Origin of the sequence: Vibrio nomapromontoriensis (assembly GCF_050337205.1) — a bacterium.
In the GTDB taxonomy this organism is placed as follows: Bacteria; Pseudomonadota; Gammaproteobacteria; order Enterobacterales; family Vibrionaceae; genus Vibrio; species Vibrio nomapromontoriensis.
Genome location: NZ_JAKJSS010000022.1, coordinates 1 through 15,638 on the forward strand (window position 1 = coordinate 1; position 15,638 = coordinate 15,638).

Here is a 15,638-nt window from a genome sequence, read left to right on the forward strand (position 1 = left end):
GGCGCGACTGACTGCATTAACCCAATGAAGTTTGATAAGCCAATTCAAGAAGTGATTGTTGACATGACAGATGGCGGTGTTGATTACTCGTTTGAGTGTATCGGTAACGTTAACGTGATGCGTCAAGCGCTTGAATGCTGTCATAAAGGGTGGGGCGAGTCTGTCATCATCGGTGTGGCTGGCGCGGGTCAAGAGATCTCTACGCGTCCATTCCAACTGGTTACCGGTCGTGTATGGCGTGGTTCTGCTTTCGGTGGCGTGAAAGGCCGCTCAGAGCTACCTGAAATCGTTAACCGCTACATGGCAGGTGAGTTTGGCCTTCAAGAGTTCATCACTCATACCATGGGTCTACAAGATGTAAACGAAGCGTTTGAATTGATGCACAAAGGTGAGTCAATCCGTACCGTTCTACATATGGATAAGTAAAGGTAGTGTTGACCTAGGGTCAAGCCATACTAGGTTACACGAATAGTGATAAATGATTTGTCTAGCGCCTCTGTTGTTTAACGGAGGCGCTTTTTTTTGTGTTGTACTGGCTATGCTTCTCTTCTGTTCTAATTCACTCCAATTAAGCCAATCGTTGGTAATATTTTGATTGTCTGACATTTTTCGAAATTCCCGGGAAACTGCGCGGCACGACACACTATAAATGTAACTATTTGATATGAAAGTTCTGTTATCTGAGCGGTCACCTGAATCATAGGTAAGTTATTTTTGAAACGTAAAGCCCAAACCCTATGATTAACCACAATTAAATCATGGATATAAAGGAGATCACCTATGAGTGCTTTGGAAAAACTGCACGTTCGCGAACACGAATCTGCTGTCAATTCGCTGAATCATAAACTTAACGCTCTGGATACTAGTCTGGGTATGGGTAGAACTGAAAAGGTCCTAACCTCATCTATCAACTTAGAACTGTTTGAACGAAGTCAGGCTATTTCTGCGTGGAGTTGGTCTCGAGGCTTCGGCAATAAAGAATAGAGCGACTTCCGTTAAATGCTCTTTATAAGTCACCGAAAGGGTCGGGCTAACTATGACTAAAATATACAGTGATCTTGGTAGCGTATGAGATTGAATTGCTTAAAAGAGCTGGCCTATGACATAGTGGCCGACCCTTTCGGGATGCTTATTTCCTATCTAACTTATGTAGTTGGCATTATGTGTCTCAGCTTCTCGGTCTCAATTTTTGTGACCGACCGAGCGATTGATAGTTATTATTCGACAAGCGAAAACTTAGTTCGACTTCAGACTAATTTTAACCTGCCCAACGGTGATGTCGTTCGCTCCTCTATGGCTCCTTTTCCTGCGTATCACGCAATAAAAGAAAGCTCTATGGTTGAAGGTGCGAGCTTTCTTGGAAATCCGAGAGTCACTCTTAAAAGTGACATCACTACCACCACTACTCGCGACTTATATACAGCGAGCGATAATTTCTTTTCATTGATAAATCCATTTACGACTGTACCTCCTCGACTTAAAGATAACGAGATAATCATTACACCTGAGTTTAATAGAGACTATCTGGGTTTTGATGAGCCAAAGGGAAAAGTGATTCATGTGGAGAGCATTGGCTTGTTCACCATCAAAGACGTGTTATCAATCAGGGAGGACACGTCGTTTAGAGTCGGAGCGATTGTCAATCATAGTGCTCTCTGGGACAATTATTACCACGGTGTGTCACACAACTGGTACGACGTTGCTATTTACTTGTTTGCTCAGCTTAGCGAAGCCAATACATTATCATCAGCAATGTTGTCTGACTTTGTTAGCCAGAATGCCCCCAATCTTCCGGGCGCACCTTTTACAGCCCAAGAGTTTATCGATCTGCAGGTAAACCCAGTATCACAGATACACTATGACTTGGGGTTGCCAGACGATATCCATAACACCATTTCCAAAGCGACCTTAAACATCATTTATATGGTTGGATTCATTGTCGCTTGTTGTACTGTGGCTTGCTATTTTTGTTTAAGCTCTATTTCACTGACAAAGAAATTGCAGAGTTTAAAGGTAAAGTTGTCCGTTGGGTGCAGCTCATCGCAGGCGCTGTTTGATGTCCTTAGTTATCAATTGTTGTTTTTATCATTTTGTTTTATCTCAGCCCAAATCCTCAGTATTGTTATCCAGCAGCAATTCGACCTTTCCCCACAAGTTCAATACCTTATTGCCCAAAACGTAACGACGATAACTTATGTTTTTGTTGGCCTTGTGACCGTTACCTTATTGTATGAAAGCATCATTAGTTATCGCGTTATTCGTAGTGTCAGTCACAACATTACGACCACTCGATACGAGAAAACGGCGCACTGGTCATCAAACCATCTTCTCTTGGGTATTCAAATTCTCATTTCCGGCATTATGGTCAGCTTAGGTTTGGCAAGCTACATTGAAAATGAGCGCCTGTTAAAAACCGACTATGGCTACCAATCTGATCGACATGCGGTATTAGAAATAGCGCAAAGCGCGAACAATACACCTGTTACATCCATACCTAGCGCTATTCAGCAAGACATAGAGTTTGTCGCAACCAGTAGTTGGCGACCATTTGATAAATCGAGAATTTCCTTGGGCCTACAGCATGGAATGCAAACCAATGAAGACGAATTTATATCAACAAACGCAATGTATGCAGGCCCTGATATCCATCATGTATTGGGGGTAGAAACACTGGCAGGGCATCGCTCTGCTGTTCAAGTTAACCCAAAAGAGTTTGAATACAATGCCATTGTTACGGAGAGCTTTGCTCGGCAGTTTGGGTTCAATGAGTTTGAGAAACTCATTAACCATCGTTTTAACTTTACGTTTGATTCAACCCCGTACGCTTTTACTGTCACAAAAGTGATCCAGAATTTTGAGCTCGGAGAGCTGAGTGAGTCTCCGCTAGCGACCGCAATTCTGATAACAGATCAACCCCAGCGATATGTAATTGCAGCGTTTAAAACCGAGCACGATCTAGCGAGCAAACTAGTCAAATTTCAACATAGTTACCCCGGCGCCTCAAAAGGGATCTTGCTTGAACAACTGCAGCGTGAATATTTTGACGAACAGATCCAAATTGGCGGTGTTCTACGAGGATTGATCGCAGTTTGTATTGCATTGCTTGTGATGACTTCTCTGCTGGTAGGCTTATCAGAAACACAAAAGTTGAGTCGAATATTGGCCATTATGGAAGCGATGGGCGCGCATAAGACAATGAATGTTCTATTTTTGCTCAAACGACTCACACTGCCCAGTTTGATAGCAGCGATTGCCGCTTTGTGGATAGGAACGTTAGCGTCTAAAAATGTTATTCCGCTTCCAGCGTATGAGTCAAACATTGTGATTTTCTATTCTGGTTTTTCCATCACTGTGCTTGCTTTGTTTGCCGCCGTCATTTCTGTCGCCGTGTACTTAATATCTCACCGAAAACTTAATCGAGCTCACCTAGAATAGATAAGCTATGGACACTTATATTCCTCAAAAACGTATTCACCTCAAGTCATGGTTTGTCCTTCTTTCCATTACTTTGCTCATTGCGATGTTAGTTTGGTTAGCTTGGAAGTTTCGACCTAATAATGAAACTATTCGCGTTCCAGATACCGCCGTGGCCATGCATCACGTCACAAGATCAGTGGTCAGTGAAACGATTCACGCCCGAGCCATCGCCATCCCTAGCAGTAGTCACGTTCTTACTGCTTTGTCCGGTGGAAATGTCACCCAGATCAATAGGACTGCGTCAGAGTCGGTACAAAAAGGAGACGTGATTGCAGAGCTCAGCAATCATAATCTTGTCATGGAAACTTCGTCTCGAATTTCGTTCATCGCTGAGCAGATCTCAAATCTGCGTAGCCTGAAATTGGCCATAGAAAGTCAGCAACTCAACAGCCAGCTTGATTACAGTGAGGCGAAATACAATATGAACATACTGTCTAGAGAGTTAGCTAAAAAACGAATCATCTCTAGCTCTGGCTACATTGAAGAGAATCAAATCCACAATTTAACCGACAAGCTGGAACACTGGCAGACACGATACAACCTGCTACGTGAATTCCTAGGTTCGGAAATGAAAGCGTCGTCACAACACGTACAAGTAATTGATACCTCCATCGAGGAGCTATTTGAGCTGAAAGCCCTCGTTTCACAGGGGCTAGATCAGTTGGTCATACGGTCTCCCTTTAATGGTGTGGTCTCAGAGCTAGATATTAAAATAGGGCAGAATATTGCTACGGGACAAACCATTGGGCTAGTTGACCAGCCAAGCACCTATCATTTGGAAGCACAAATTGGTGAATATTATTTGCACCAAGTTCATGACACATCATTGGTTACAGCAACGATCGATGGCAAGCCATATGCTCTCACAGTCAAACAGACTTCTAAGCTCGTTAAAAATGGCAAATTCAAGGTTAAGTTTGAATTTAAAGATCTCAAACCTGACACCCTCACTCGGGGTCAATCTATCGCGGTGAATATTCAAACCACTTCGCCAGATAAAGCTTTCATTACCCAAGAAAAAGCCATCGTCAACGAAGGTGGACATCAATACCTCTATCATTTCGATCCAGCGACGCGGATCGCTGTGCGCTCAAAGGTAAAAGCTCGCCGGCTAGGTAATAAGCAAGTCGAGCTGTTTGAGGGGGTAGACCGCGAAATGATCGTGATTACTCTCAATAACAACACCTACACTCACTCTGCATTTATAAAGGTTGCCGCTAATGATTGAACTAGCTAACGCGACGAAACATTTCCAAACCGATACGGTTCGTACCACTGCTCTAAATGATATTGATTTGACAATAAATAATCATGAGTTTGTCTCTATCATGGGTCCGTCTGGTAGCGGAAAGTCAACATTGCTTAATGTTTTAGGACTTTTTGAAGCGTTAGATCAGGGCTCATATACATTGGATGAGCATCAGGTATCTCGAATGAGCAACACCAATATAGTAAGGGTTCGACGAGCGACATTGGGTTACGTTTTTCAATCTTTCAACCTAATTCCGCATCTATCGTCACTTGAAAACGTTGAACTTCCTCTGTTGTATCGAGGATATAACCCAGTGCAAGCCAAATCGATGGCCAAGAAAAGTTTGCAAGATATTCAACTTGGTCACCGATTGAACCACAAGCCTTTCCAACTTTCAGGCGGGCAACAGCAACGCGTCGCCATTGCAAGGGCCTGTGTGAGTCAGCCCAAACTGATTCTTGCAGACGAACCTACGGGTAATCTTGATAGTGAATCCGGTAAGGTCGTGCTAGAAACTTTGCGCAAGATTTATCACAACGGGGCAACCATTGTCATGGTGACGCACTCAAACCACGCGGCGAATTACGGGACTAAACAACTGACTATGCATGATGGTGAAATCGTAGAGGAAAGAGTTAACACATGGCAATAGATAATCGGCTAATTGACACTGACAACCTTATCGCACTGGCAAATAAGGACTATAAAAAGCTTGCTGCCCATATCATAGGGTCTACCCCAAAGGAGAACATGCTATCAGTCGACGAAGTGATAGAGTTTGACAGAATTAATCAGAATGTTACGTCGTCACGTACGGTAACAGGTAATAAACTCGTGGCAATCGTTAAGGTGACACGTAAGTGCAATCTACGTTGTAAATACTGTGTATCGTGGTCTGATCGACCGGATGCAACCATGAGTTTCTCAACCATGGTTACTATGGTCAAACGGCTTTTGTCTACGCCTAATATTCAGCGCTTTGAGTTTATTTGGCATGGTGGCGAAGTCACCTTATTAAAACCAGAATTTTTCAGAAAACTCATTTGGGTTCAACAGACACTGAAAACCCCAAACCAACAGATATCTAATAGCATTCAGACTAACGCGCTCAGTATGTCAAATGAATGGATCACCTTTATAAAAGGCATTGGGCTTCCGGTAGGCGTCAGTTTTGATGGTTCGCCAGCTATAAATGATCGTCGACGTGTTGATATTAATGGTAGAGGCTGTAGTGACAGGATCATCCGAACGCTCAATAAACTTAAGCAGCATCATATTCAATATGGTGCGCTGATGGTGGTCGATAGAGAAATCACGACGTGTGAAATTACCCCTATGTTAAGTAACCTTGTTGCCGCCCAAATAGATAATGTCGAGTTCTTAAACTATGTACCGAGCAATACACAAACTTCGGACATCGAGCAAGACAAACGATTTATCACCTACAGAGAATACATTTCGTTTCTTAGCGCAGTGTTCAAAATATGGTGGCAGTCATTCAGAGACGAGCTTTCCATCCCATTGTTTGAAGATATTGTTGCCTATCTGACTCAGGAAACCTCGCAACATTCTCAATGTTATTGGGATCAGAATTGCGCCCGAGAAATCATCACCGTAGAGCCTAATGGTGATATTACAGCTTGCGATAAGTACCTTGGCACTCCGGGCTCGGTTTATGGCTCGATATTAAAACATGATTTGGCAACGCTTTATGAGCAGTCAGAGTTTCACAACGATATGATAGTAGAAGAGCAACACAGTTTACGCGCACTCAAATCATGTGAATGGTTTCAGTTTTGCCGTGGCGGGTGTTCTCATGACAGGATTAACTCTCTAAAGTACGACAGTAAAGCCAGTAAGACCTGCTGTGGGTCAAGGGAGCTATTCAATACCGTCGCTAAATATGCTTCTTTAGCGCGAGAGGCGTGATTTACATACCACGACGACTGCCAGACCAAAACGTGTGAAGAGCCATAGTGCCTCATCTTTCTGATGGGGCTTTTTTATATCTATAGAAGGTTCGACAAAGATCCGCATGTTTTGAAAAGAGTTAGCTCACGCTCCGTTGTTGCAGGCAAATGATATGCCGTTTGTTATTACCTAGATGGATATCAGCTATGAGAACTAATGATTTCCAGTAATATCATAAACAAGTAACAATACGATTAAGAAATGCGTTGTTTTATCAACTCGATAATAGTTCAACTTACTCAAGGATAGACATCGTGACTCCATTCAAAGCGGTAAAAATGTTTCGCTGTTTTGGGTTTGTCTGTGTCGCCTTGTTGCAACACAAATAAGGTATGCATTATGAAAAAACTATTAATAACCGTACTTACTCTTGGTTTTACTGGTTCAGCGTTCGCAGCAATAGGGGGTACCGACAGTTTTACTGGTGAAAACGGCCTTAAATATTTTGAAGACAAAGGCGCTTCATCTGAGCTTGTGACGGTACGAAACTATGCACAAGCTGAGTCTGAGCGTAACTTCTTAATCCAACAGGAGCGCGTTGGCATTAACAATTGGCTACACTACCGTGAGCCTACACCAGTTGATAAGCAAAATGTGGTTCGCATGCAAAAAGACACGCTGTACTCGACCATTTTAGTCGATACGACGAAGGGCGCTGAGATTACGCTTCCTGCGGTTGAGGAAGGGCGTTACCTGTCATTACAGCAAGTCGATGGGAATCACTTTACTCGTCATCTAGCCTACGGGGGGACTGAACCCAATGTTGTCGAGATCAAAGGGTCTACACCGTACGTATGGATAGTCGTTCGCTTAGGTACCGATGCGACGGAAGCTGACATGGAAAAAATGCGGGAGGTACAAAACAACCTAGTGCTTAAAGCGGGTTCCGCAGTACCTTTCGTCCCTGTGAACTACGAGACTGAGTCATTTGAAGCGACTCATCACGAACTGTTGGTCAGCGCTTCGAAAGGGATAAACAGTTTTAATATGTTTGGCGCGTCCAATGAAGTTGATGCTTATAAGCACCCAATTGGTGCCGCTATGGGCTGGGCTGGTGCTAACACCGTAGACAACGTCTATCAAGCCGCCAAACAAAACACCAATATGCAGTGTCAGGTCCTTACTTTCGATGACCCTAAGAACGGCGCATTCTGGTCACTTACCGTGTACAACAAAGACATCTACATGTTTTCAGAGAACGCGAGTTTGAACTCTTATACCGCCGAGCCTAATGCCGATGGAACATTTACCATCCACTTTGGTTGTGAAGGTAAGAAGAACAATATTGATATTAACAACGACACAGGCGCTTGGAACTTAATGATGCGTCATTACCAACCTAGTGAGATTGTTAAATCTGGAGACTTCAACGTGTTAGATGATTTGAAAGTACTAGGTGATTAGAAAGTACTAGATGACTCAAAAGACGAAATGATTTTGAAAGTGGGTGGTAAATAAAGCCACCCACTTTTGTTCTGGGTGAAAGTAATGAAAAAACGACAATTAGCATTATTGGTGGCGAATATCGTGTCACTGTCTGCACTCGCTAAAGATGTAGACATGAGCGATCCAACGGCAGTGTACTCAAGCGTAGGCGGTACCTTGTCTCAGAATTACGGCGCTAGCGGTGAAGAGACAAACGGCGACGTCTCTATTGGTGTGGGTTGGGGTAAAAATCTATTGTCTATCGAGTCCAAGGATAGTATGGATAGTATCAACACACGATACGCTCGAATGGGAGTGCTTGGTGATCTTGGGCTGTACTTTGACAATACGATAACCACTGCAAAGGTACTAGGTGAGGAGGAGTACCATGGCTATACAGCATCTTTAGGCGCAATTTATTCTCTAAAACTTAACGACATTTTGCAGTTATACCCAATCGTGACTATTGGCAGTGCAGGTGAGTTGGGTGGAAGCCATCATAGAGCAATCTACACCGTCGGAAGTTATAATCGTATACAACTGGGCAATGGCTGGTCAGTCGGTCTAGACCCATTCTATACGGTGGTTGATGGAGAGAAAGAGGATAGTTTTAAATTCGATACTTTTGTTAGCTATCAATACAAGAGCCACCAATTCCGACTAGGCACCACAAACCAGTGGCAGCAAGCGGAAGAGTACGATTACAGTACATCGATAGAAACAGGTGGTGAGGTTTATTTCAAATACAAATATGCGTTCTAGCACGGAAAACGCACTCCCTAAATGCAGCGCTAGATACTCTAACCACTGGCTTCATAGGGCGTTTAGTAAACGTCATCAGTTAGGTAATTTGAGTACGAACCGCCCTACAAACGTAGCTATTGTGATGGGGAGCAATAGCTACGCTTTTATCTTAACCTTATAAATAACGATTTCGGAGGTGATTCTCAAAATGATGTGGGTTAAGGGTATCGCCAGTCGCTTGTTTAACTAATTCGTCTGTGGTTAAGAGGCTCGCTTTACTCCAGATATTGTCAGACAACCAAGTAAAGATTGGCGATAGTTCCCCTGAGCGAATGGCGTCATCTACATCCACGGTTTTTTTCATCGCTGCCATAAATTGAGCCGCGTACATAGCCCCAAGTGTATAAGATGGGAAATAGCCAAATGCGCCGTCGGTCCAATGGATATCCTGCATACAGCCATCTTTATAGTTATCTTTTGTCGATAAGCCTAGATATTGCTGCATTTTGTTATCCCAAAGTTCAGGAATATCTTTATAGCTAATTTTACCGTTCATTAAATCGCGCTCGATTTCGTAACGTAGGATGACATGAGCGGGGTAGGTCAACTCATCCGCGTCTACGCGAATATAACCGGGCTGAACGCGGGTGTAGATTTTCTTCAAATTGTTTGCTTCAAAGACGGATGGGTCATTGCCTTTAAAATGTTGGCGTGCAAGTGGCGCAAGGTTTGCAATAAATGGGTCACTACGCCCCAGCTGCATTTCAAAAAACAGCGATTGAGATTCGTGAATGCCCATAGAGCGAGCTTGCCCAGCCGGCAAACCAGCCCATTGTCGAGGCAAGCCTTGCTCATAACGAGCGTGACCCGTTTCATGGACAATTCCCATTAGAGATTGCACGAAATCTTGTTCGTCATAGCGAGTGGTAATACGAACGTCTTCCGGCACTCCGCCACAAAATGGGTGAGAACTAATATCGAGTCGGCCATGTTCAAAGTCAAAGTTCAGTAACGACATTACCTCTAGGCCTAGCGCATTTTGCGCTGAGGTAGAATAGCTTTCATTACTAGTATGAACGGATTCTTGTTTTTGTTTGTCTTGAACTTGTTGGGTAAGTTCTGGTAACCATGAAGTCAGGTCGCCAAAAATACTATCTAGCTGCTCAGAATTGACGCCTGGTTCGTAGATGTCCAGCATAGCATCGTACGGTGTTAGGCCAGCTACCTCACCACGAATTTGCGCTTCTTGCTGTGAAAGGTTGACCACTTCTTCGAAGTTGTTACAAAAACCAGACCAATCGTTCGCCCCACGCTGCGTTCGCCAAGCGTGTTCACATTTTGAACCTGCCAATGATTTAGCTTTGACCAAGTCTTCCGGCACTACGGTACTTAGCTGCCATTGCCTTTTCATTTCTCGTAAGCTGGCATGCTCAGGCGCAGAGAGGTTTTCGTCTTGGGCTTGGTTAATTAAGTCAGAAAGGTGCGGGGCGGTAGACAGTTGGTGGATGTGTAAGGACAATTGCGCCATGGCTTCAGAGCGAGCTTGGTTGCTTCCTGAAGGCATCATCGCGGCAGCGTCCCATCCACAAATTGCAGAGAGATGATTAAAATTTGCTATTGTTTTGTAATGTTCAACGAGTTTATTGTAGTTTTCCATATTACGTAACCTTCCAAGCGAACGATGTTGCTAAGTTAACATTTACAATAGATTACGAAAAGATTTAGCGAACAAGTCGGTCACTTTTTCTATTTAGCACTTTAACGAAGGCGCTTAGTCGGATCCGCGAGTGACTATTTATGTTTATTTGCTACCGATTAATTGTCTATTTACTGCCGATTTAGTAGCTATTAGGTTGTGCTTGAGTCAAAATCCACTTTACCCTTGATGAACATGAAACAGTGGATGTTATGTATTTCCTAAATGTAGAAGCTTTCCTTGTCGCTATTGTTATCCTCACTATGACTCCCGGGCTTGACACTGCGTTGGTTATAAGAAATACCTCAAGAGGAGGTTTTCAAGATGGCGCGATAACAAGTTTAGGCATTTGCCTTGGACTGTTTGTCCATGCGACGTTCTCCGCTCTGGGGATCTCTGTCATATTGACGCAGTCTGCCGAGCTGTTTTCATTAGTGAAAGGTGTTGGTGCACTGTATTTAATATGGTTGGGCATTTCGAGTTTGCGAGCGCTACGAGCAGCAAAAGGTGTTCCTATTGCTGAGACAGCCTCACAAGGTGTGGGTACGTCAATATCGCTCAGAGAGGGCTTTCTCTCAAATGTATTGAACCCTAAAACCGCGGTCTTTTATCTGGCATTTCTGCCGCAGTTCATCAACCCTGAGTATTCACCGTTTGCACAATCAATGGCAATGGCGTCGATTCATTTTCTTATTGCTATGTTATGGCAGTGCAGTTTATCGGGTATGCTCAATTCGGCTAAATCGCTGCTAAAAAGTGGTCGCTTCATGCGCTGGATGGAAGGGACCACCGGATTTGTATTGATTGCTTTAGGGATAAAACTGCTTGTCGAAGAACCGGAAATATAATCTGAAGCCCACTTAACTCGCGCAATTATTGGCTCTGTACCATCATATACGTTATCAAGATTGTTGCTTGGCACGTTGCAGTGACTGCTTGATAGTGAGTAACTCATGTTGCGTGACAGTGGGTGAATTTAGAACATATTCATCAAAACACTGATAAGAGAGATTCTCTTCATCAATGGCTTTACAGAAATTTCGAGCATCCGTGTTATGTTGGTATAACGCTCGTTCGCTTGCGAATTGGTTTTGTGTTGCACAGCCAGTGAGTACAAAAAATATGACGCTTAATGATAATAACTTAAACATGTGATCCTAATTGACTAACTTAACTTTCGTTATTGTAATCTTCTATAGGGTATTTAGTTGCCATTTCACGCCAAAAGTTCCGTTGCGTTTAGCATTTTTGTTTCGATTGAAAGAGATGGGACTGCTGTTCAATAAAAGGGATAGTGCTTGTTGAGTCGATGTAATCATGGCGACACATCATTTTCAATGAAGGGGAACTTGTGAAGAGAGCAAGCTTAATCGCGACGTTTCGCATAACGGTGATTGCCGCGATTAAGCTAGATGGTATACACAAAGTGGCTATTGAGGCTTTTTACCTACACCATGGTTTTCTTTTTGGGCGAGCGTCAATTTAGTAAAACCAAGTTTACGAAAGTGATTATCACGGTAGTTACGCACCGACTTTGTATCAGAAATTGCTTCGATTTGTTGTTCCATTTTTAGAAACTCAGTCAAATCGATACCTTCAGCTTCTGCCACCGCTTCATGGATGTTGCGATGCTGTTGATAAGAAAACGTCAGTGTTTTGTCTTCGTCTTTATATGTGTAAAGAATGGTACGAGCCATAATTTGCTACCTGCTGAAAATTTTACGCTAGATTCTGCCTTGAAGTGGGACAATTGTCACGCTTTCACCGGTTTTTACTGTATCGATATTCGGAGATATCTCAATGAGACAATTTGCTTCACTCATTGAACGTAAGATCCCAGAGCCTTGTTTGCCAGTCGTTCGCACTGTCAAGTGACCAGTTTCTTCATTCATAGTGTAGACACCTCGGCTAAATTCGGTGCGTCCTTGGCGTGAACGAAGCGGCATTTCAGCAATAGCGCTTGCTTTGAAAGGCAAAAACTCTGCGATACCCTGCATTTTTTTAATCGCCGGCTCCACAAAATTAATGAACGACACCATCACCGCGACAGGGTTACCCGGTAAGCCGAAAAACGGTTTACCATTAATATGGCCGAAGGCGAGGGGACGACCTGGTCGCATGTTTATGCGCCAAAAATCAACATTACCGCTTTTTTCAAGTACATCTTTGATAAAGTCAGCATCACCAACAGAGACTCCACCGGACGTTACCACGAGATCCGCTGACTCACTGGCGTTTAAGATAGCGGCTTCCATAACAGATTCGTCATCTTCAAGAATTCCGAGATCGACAATATCGCAACCGAGCTTTTGAAGCATTGCCATAATGGTAAAACGGTTCGAATCATAGATAGAATTTGCTTTTAAAGGGCTGCCAGGCGCCTGTACTTCATCGCCAGTAGAAAAGACGGCGACTTTAAGTTTACGTTTTACTTCAACCTGGCCAAATCCAAGTGATCCTATCATGCCAAGCTCTGGGGCTTCGATTAAGGTACCTATCTCAAACACCGATTGTCCTATGGCAAGATCTTCGCCAGCTTGTCTGACATTTTGACCAGGTGTAATAGCAGCATTACCAAAAGAAACTTTGCTGTTAGCGTGCGTTGCTTGCTCACGCATGACTACCGTATCTGCACCTTTTGGCATTGGCGCGCCCGTCATGATTTGAGCCGCCTGACCTTGCTGCAATGTACCGTCAAACGCGTGACCAGCCATGATGCTAGCAACTACATCAAATTGCTGCTGACCATTGTTTTCAGTTGGTAAATCTTCAGCACGCAGTGCAAATCCGTCCATTGCTGAGTTGGTGTAGGCTGGCACGTTAATAGGGGAAACGATATCTTGCGCGAGTACGCGGCCATACGCTGACATGAGCTCGACATTTTCAGTCATGGCTGCTGATGAAACTGCCTCTAGTATTTTCTGCTGTCCTTGTTTGACCGACAGTAAGGCAGGCGACAGCGTATCGCAGCAACTTGCGGCTACTTCAGTTTGTGCAGTTGGCGCTAGGTATTCGATGATAAACTGAGTGATAGCATCTAAGTCATTAATGTCCATAGTAGGTAATGACACGTCAAGCGCGCTATCGCTTGCGACGGCAATAATATTCTCGTCACTGGGATGAAGCCAAGGTTTACTCAATTCTTTTCGGTTCAGCTCAATCTTCGGAAACGCGATATTCTTACATCCTTCCACCAATATCACGTCGAGTGCTTTATGGTCAAAACGGGAGAGTAAGTGTTCGAAGTTCGCTTCTTCCTCTGGCGTCTCTGTCATTAAGGCATGACGATAGCGGGAAGAGATTAACATTTGGCTCGCGCCAGCTTTGCGTAAGCGGTAGCTGTCTTTACCGGGTTTATCGACATCAAAATTGTGGTGTGCGTGTTTTAGTACACCAATTCTAAGCCCAGTAGCGGTTAATTTCGGCAATAAGGCTTCTAATAATGTTGTTTTACCTGTGCCGCTGTATGCAGCAAAACCGAGAAGTGGAATGTTGTTGATAGTTTTTATGGTCATAACAAACTCTAATTTCGATGGTTTTCGTAAGCCGCTCTGTAGGAAGGAAACGTCAGCCATTACGTTGGGCAGAAGTCCTTATTTTTGAAGCGACGTAGCTCTATTCAGTTTTTGCGTTAATCAAAGAAGGTTTTGCTCAATGGTTCGCAGCCAAGCGAGCAAGTTCTTCTGGTGTATTAAGGTTAACAAAGCAGTCAGGCGAGTCAGAAAAGTCGACATAATCGGTGTGACAATCTTTATAAAGGAGAATGATTTTCCGATCGCCCCTTTCTAAAAATGCTTCTAGCTTGGGAAGTACCCGTCGATGAAACATCGTAAAGACGGGCTGATGAAATTCACCATCGTGCGCAACAAGAATATCCGAATTTGGCGTGACCTTGTCACAAAATCGAGAAATGAGTGATGAGTCGATAAAAGGGCTGTCACAAGGTACAAAGCCGACCCAGTCAGTATTTGCAGCAAGAAGGCCTGCGTGAATGCCACCTAAAGGGCCGGGATAGTCTGGGAAGGTGTCACTAATTACAGGGCCATATTGCGTGTAACGGTGATGGTTTCGGTTGGCATTAATCGTGATGTTATTGGTTTGAGACGACAATTGTTGTAATACGTGCTCAATCAATGGCTTGCCATTGAACTCGATGAGCCCTTTGTCATTTCCGCCCATGCGTGAGGCTTGTCCTCCGGCGAGGATAACCCAACTAGTCTGCGTTGGTTGCAGCATAAGTACTCTCTTGTTTGATATCGCTTTTATGGATAGTGCTTTTATCGATAACTTGTAGCAAGGGCGATTCTATCAAGGTACAGTCTTTTATCCACCACTGTTTTCGGCATAACGCCGTGAGTTTATTGGCTTGGTGGCTTGTGACGACAATACTAGAGCCCAAGTCCAAAAGATTTTGAGCCATAATGACTAAGCGTTCGATCGATTCTTGGTCAAGGGAAGCACTAGGCTCATCCATTAGCAAAATCGAAGGTTTGAGCACCCAAGCTCTTGCCATTGCAACCCGCTGTTTTTCGCCGCCTGATAGTACAGAAACATGTTCGTCAGCAAGCGTTTCTAACCCTACAAGTCGCAGTGCGGCGATAACATCGGCACGTTTATCGTGGGCGTCCTGTCGGCGGTGCTTTAAGCCGTAAACAACGTTTTGATAAACAGTGCCATCGAACAAGTACGCGGATTGATGCAAATAAATGACGTCTTTTCGACCTGACCCAGACCAAAATCGGCTTATAAAACCTCCTTGTTTCGGGGTGATTTCACCGCTACTAGGTTTTAACAGGCCAGCTAAAATTTTCAGTAGGGTCGTTTTACCTACTCCATTTGCCCCTTTGAGGTAGACGGCATCATTGGGACCAATACTTAACTCAGGGATATGGAAAAGCACGCGAGTATTGAAGCGCATGGAAATCTGCTTAGCTTTTAATTGTATTGTCATTATTTTTGTAATCCTAAAGCAGAGCCTTTAAATAAGTATAGTGGTGAATGCTAATTCGTAGCCACCTTCGAGCCCTGAATGTTCAGGTGTTTCGAAATAATATTGTTTAACGAATATGTTAT

The 15,638-nt window shown here is 43.7% G+C and carries 15 protein-coding genes; 9 read left to right on the forward strand and 6 right to left on the reverse strand.

Translation table 11 applies throughout. From position 1 onward, the window contains the following. The 8 genes from L4D05_RS22330 to L4D05_RS22365 form a co-directional block, all read left to right on the forward strand. Positions 1–426, forward strand: a 426-nt coding sequence (locus L4D05_RS22330; protein WP_428795318.1) for a zinc-binding dehydrogenase, incomplete at its 5' end; no start/stop codon positions are given. Between the two features lie 354 nt (positions 427–780). Beyond that, a complete protein-coding gene (locus tag L4D05_RS22335) occupies positions 781–984 on the forward strand; it encodes a hypothetical protein (RefSeq protein WP_428795319.1) in 204 nt (67 codons plus the stop codon). Between the two features lie 84 nt (positions 985–1,068). Continuing rightward, positions 1,069–3,435, forward strand: coding sequence for a hypothetical protein (locus tag L4D05_RS22340; protein ID WP_428795320.1), 2,367 nt, complete (start codon positions 1,069–1,071; stop codon positions 3,433–3,435). A 7-nt stretch (positions 3,436–3,442) separates the two neighbouring features. Further along, on the forward strand, positions 3,443–4,705 hold the full coding sequence (locus L4D05_RS22345; RefSeq protein ID WP_428795321.1) for an efflux RND transporter periplasmic adaptor subunit: 1,263 nt from the start codon (positions 3,443–3,445) through the stop codon (positions 4,703–4,705). Next, a complete protein-coding gene (locus L4D05_RS22350; protein WP_428752478.1) occupies positions 4,698–5,381 on the forward strand; it encodes an ABC transporter ATP-binding protein in 684 nt (227 codons plus the stop codon). Before L4D05_RS22345 ends, L4D05_RS22350 begins: the two co-directional genes overlap by 8 nt. Then, a complete protein-coding gene (locus tag L4D05_RS22355) occupies positions 5,372–6,658 on the forward strand; it encodes a radical SAM protein (protein WP_428795322.1) in 1,287 nt (428 codons plus the stop codon). The genes L4D05_RS22350 and L4D05_RS22355 overlap by 10 nt, the downstream gene beginning before the upstream one ends. A gap of 381 nt (positions 6,659–7,039) precedes the next feature. Next, complete coding sequence (locus L4D05_RS22360; RefSeq protein ID WP_428795323.1) at positions 7,040–8,104, forward strand: DUF1254 domain-containing protein; 1,065 nt, start codon at positions 7,040–7,042, stop codon at positions 8,102–8,104. Between the two features lie 84 nt (positions 8,105–8,188). Then, positions 8,189–8,887, forward strand: a complete 699-nt coding sequence (locus L4D05_RS22365; RefSeq protein WP_428795324.1) for a hypothetical protein — start codon at positions 8,189–8,191, stop codon at positions 8,885–8,887. A gap of 157 nt (positions 8,888–9,044) precedes the next feature. On the opposite strand, the gene L4D05_RS22370 is transcribed toward L4D05_RS22365, so the two are convergent. Further along, positions 9,045–10,526, reverse strand: a complete 1,482-nt coding sequence (locus L4D05_RS22370; RefSeq protein WP_428795325.1) for a carboxypeptidase M32 — start codon at positions 10,524–10,526, stop codon at positions 9,045–9,047. Between the two features lie 251 nt (positions 10,527–10,777). On the opposite strand from L4D05_RS22370, the gene L4D05_RS22375 reads away from it, so the two are divergent. Beyond that, entirely contained in the window at positions 10,778–11,413 is a 636-nt protein-coding gene (locus L4D05_RS22375; protein WP_428752474.1) for a LysE family translocator, read from the forward strand. 54 nt (positions 11,414–11,467) lie between these two features. Here L4D05_RS22375 and L4D05_RS22380 read toward each other — a convergent pair whose 3' ends face one another. The 5 genes from L4D05_RS22380 to L4D05_RS22400 form a co-directional block, all read right to left on the reverse strand. Further along, a complete protein-coding gene (locus L4D05_RS22380; protein ID WP_428795326.1) occupies positions 11,468–11,716 on the reverse strand; it encodes a hypothetical protein in 249 nt (82 codons plus the stop codon). A 279-nt stretch (positions 11,717–11,995) separates the two neighbouring features. Further along, complete coding sequence (locus L4D05_RS22385) at positions 11,996–12,262, reverse strand: DUF2960 domain-containing protein (RefSeq protein ID WP_250619056.1); 267 nt, start codon at positions 12,260–12,262, stop codon at positions 11,996–11,998. A gap of 27 nt (positions 12,263–12,289) precedes the next feature. Continuing rightward, positions 12,290–14,074 (reverse strand): bifunctional molybdopterin-guanine dinucleotide biosynthesis adaptor protein MobB/molybdopterin molybdotransferase MoeA, encoded by a 1,785-nt coding sequence (locus L4D05_RS22390; protein ID WP_428795348.1) that lies wholly within the window; start codon positions 14,072–14,074, stop codon positions 12,290–12,292. A 142-nt stretch (positions 14,075–14,216) separates the two neighbouring features. Then, positions 14,217–14,801 carry a molybdenum cofactor guanylyltransferase MobA gene (gene mobA, locus L4D05_RS22395; protein WP_428752472.1) on the reverse strand — a complete coding sequence of 195 codons (585 nt, stop codon included), beginning with the start codon at positions 14,799–14,801 and terminating at the stop codon, positions 14,217–14,219. Then, entirely contained in the window at positions 14,779–15,516 is a 738-nt protein-coding gene (locus tag L4D05_RS22400) for an energy-coupling factor ABC transporter ATP-binding protein (RefSeq protein ID WP_428752471.1), read from the reverse strand. The genes mobA and L4D05_RS22400 overlap by 23 nt, the downstream gene beginning before the upstream one ends. Positions 15,517–15,638: the final 122 nt, after the last annotated feature.

Excerpts from the sequence above, each read along its gene's own strand:
- L4D05_RS22385 (WP_250619056.1), bottom strand. The coding sequence starts at position 12,262 with ATGGCTCGTACCATTCTTTACACATATAAAGACGAAGACAAAACACTG.
- L4D05_RS22375 (WP_428752474.1), top strand. The coding sequence starts at position 10,778 with ATGTATTTCCTAAATGTAGAAGCTTTCCTTGTCGCTATTGTTATCCTC.
- L4D05_RS22340 (WP_428795320.1), top strand. The coding sequence starts at position 1,069 with ATGAGATTGAATTGCTTAAAAGAGCTGGCCTATGACATAGTGGCCGAC.
- L4D05_RS22345 (WP_428795321.1), top strand. The coding sequence starts at position 3,443 with ATGGACACTTATATTCCTCAAAAACGTATTCACCTCAAGTCATGGTTT.
- L4D05_RS22355 (WP_428795322.1), top strand. The coding sequence starts at position 5,372 with ATGGCAATAGATAATCGGCTAATTGACACTGACAACCTTATCGCACTG.
- L4D05_RS22360 (WP_428795323.1), top strand. The coding sequence starts at position 7,040 with ATGAAAAAACTATTAATAACCGTACTTACTCTTGGTTTTACTGGTTCA.
- mobA (WP_428752472.1), bottom strand. The coding sequence starts at position 14,801 with ATGCTGCAACCAACGCAGACTAGTTGGGTTATCCTCGCCGGAGGACAA.
- L4D05_RS22365 (WP_428795324.1), top strand. The coding sequence starts at position 8,189 with ATGAAAAAACGACAATTAGCATTATTGGTGGCGAATATCGTGTCACTG.
- L4D05_RS22400 (WP_428752471.1), bottom strand. The coding sequence starts at position 15,516 with ATGACAATACAATTAAAAGCTAAGCAGATTTCCATGCGCTTCAATACT.
- L4D05_RS22350 (WP_428752478.1), top strand. The coding sequence starts at position 4,698 with ATGATTGAACTAGCTAACGCGACGAAACATTTCCAAACCGATACGGTT.
- L4D05_RS22380 (WP_428795326.1), bottom strand. The coding sequence starts at position 11,716 with ATGTTTAAGTTATTATCATTAAGCGTCATATTTTTTGTACTCACTGGC.
- L4D05_RS22370 (WP_428795325.1), bottom strand. The coding sequence starts at position 10,526 with ATGGAAAACTACAATAAACTCGTTGAACATTACAAAACAATAGCAAAT.
- L4D05_RS22335 (WP_428795319.1), top strand. The coding sequence starts at position 781 with ATGAGTGCTTTGGAAAAACTGCACGTTCGCGAACACGAATCTGCTGTC.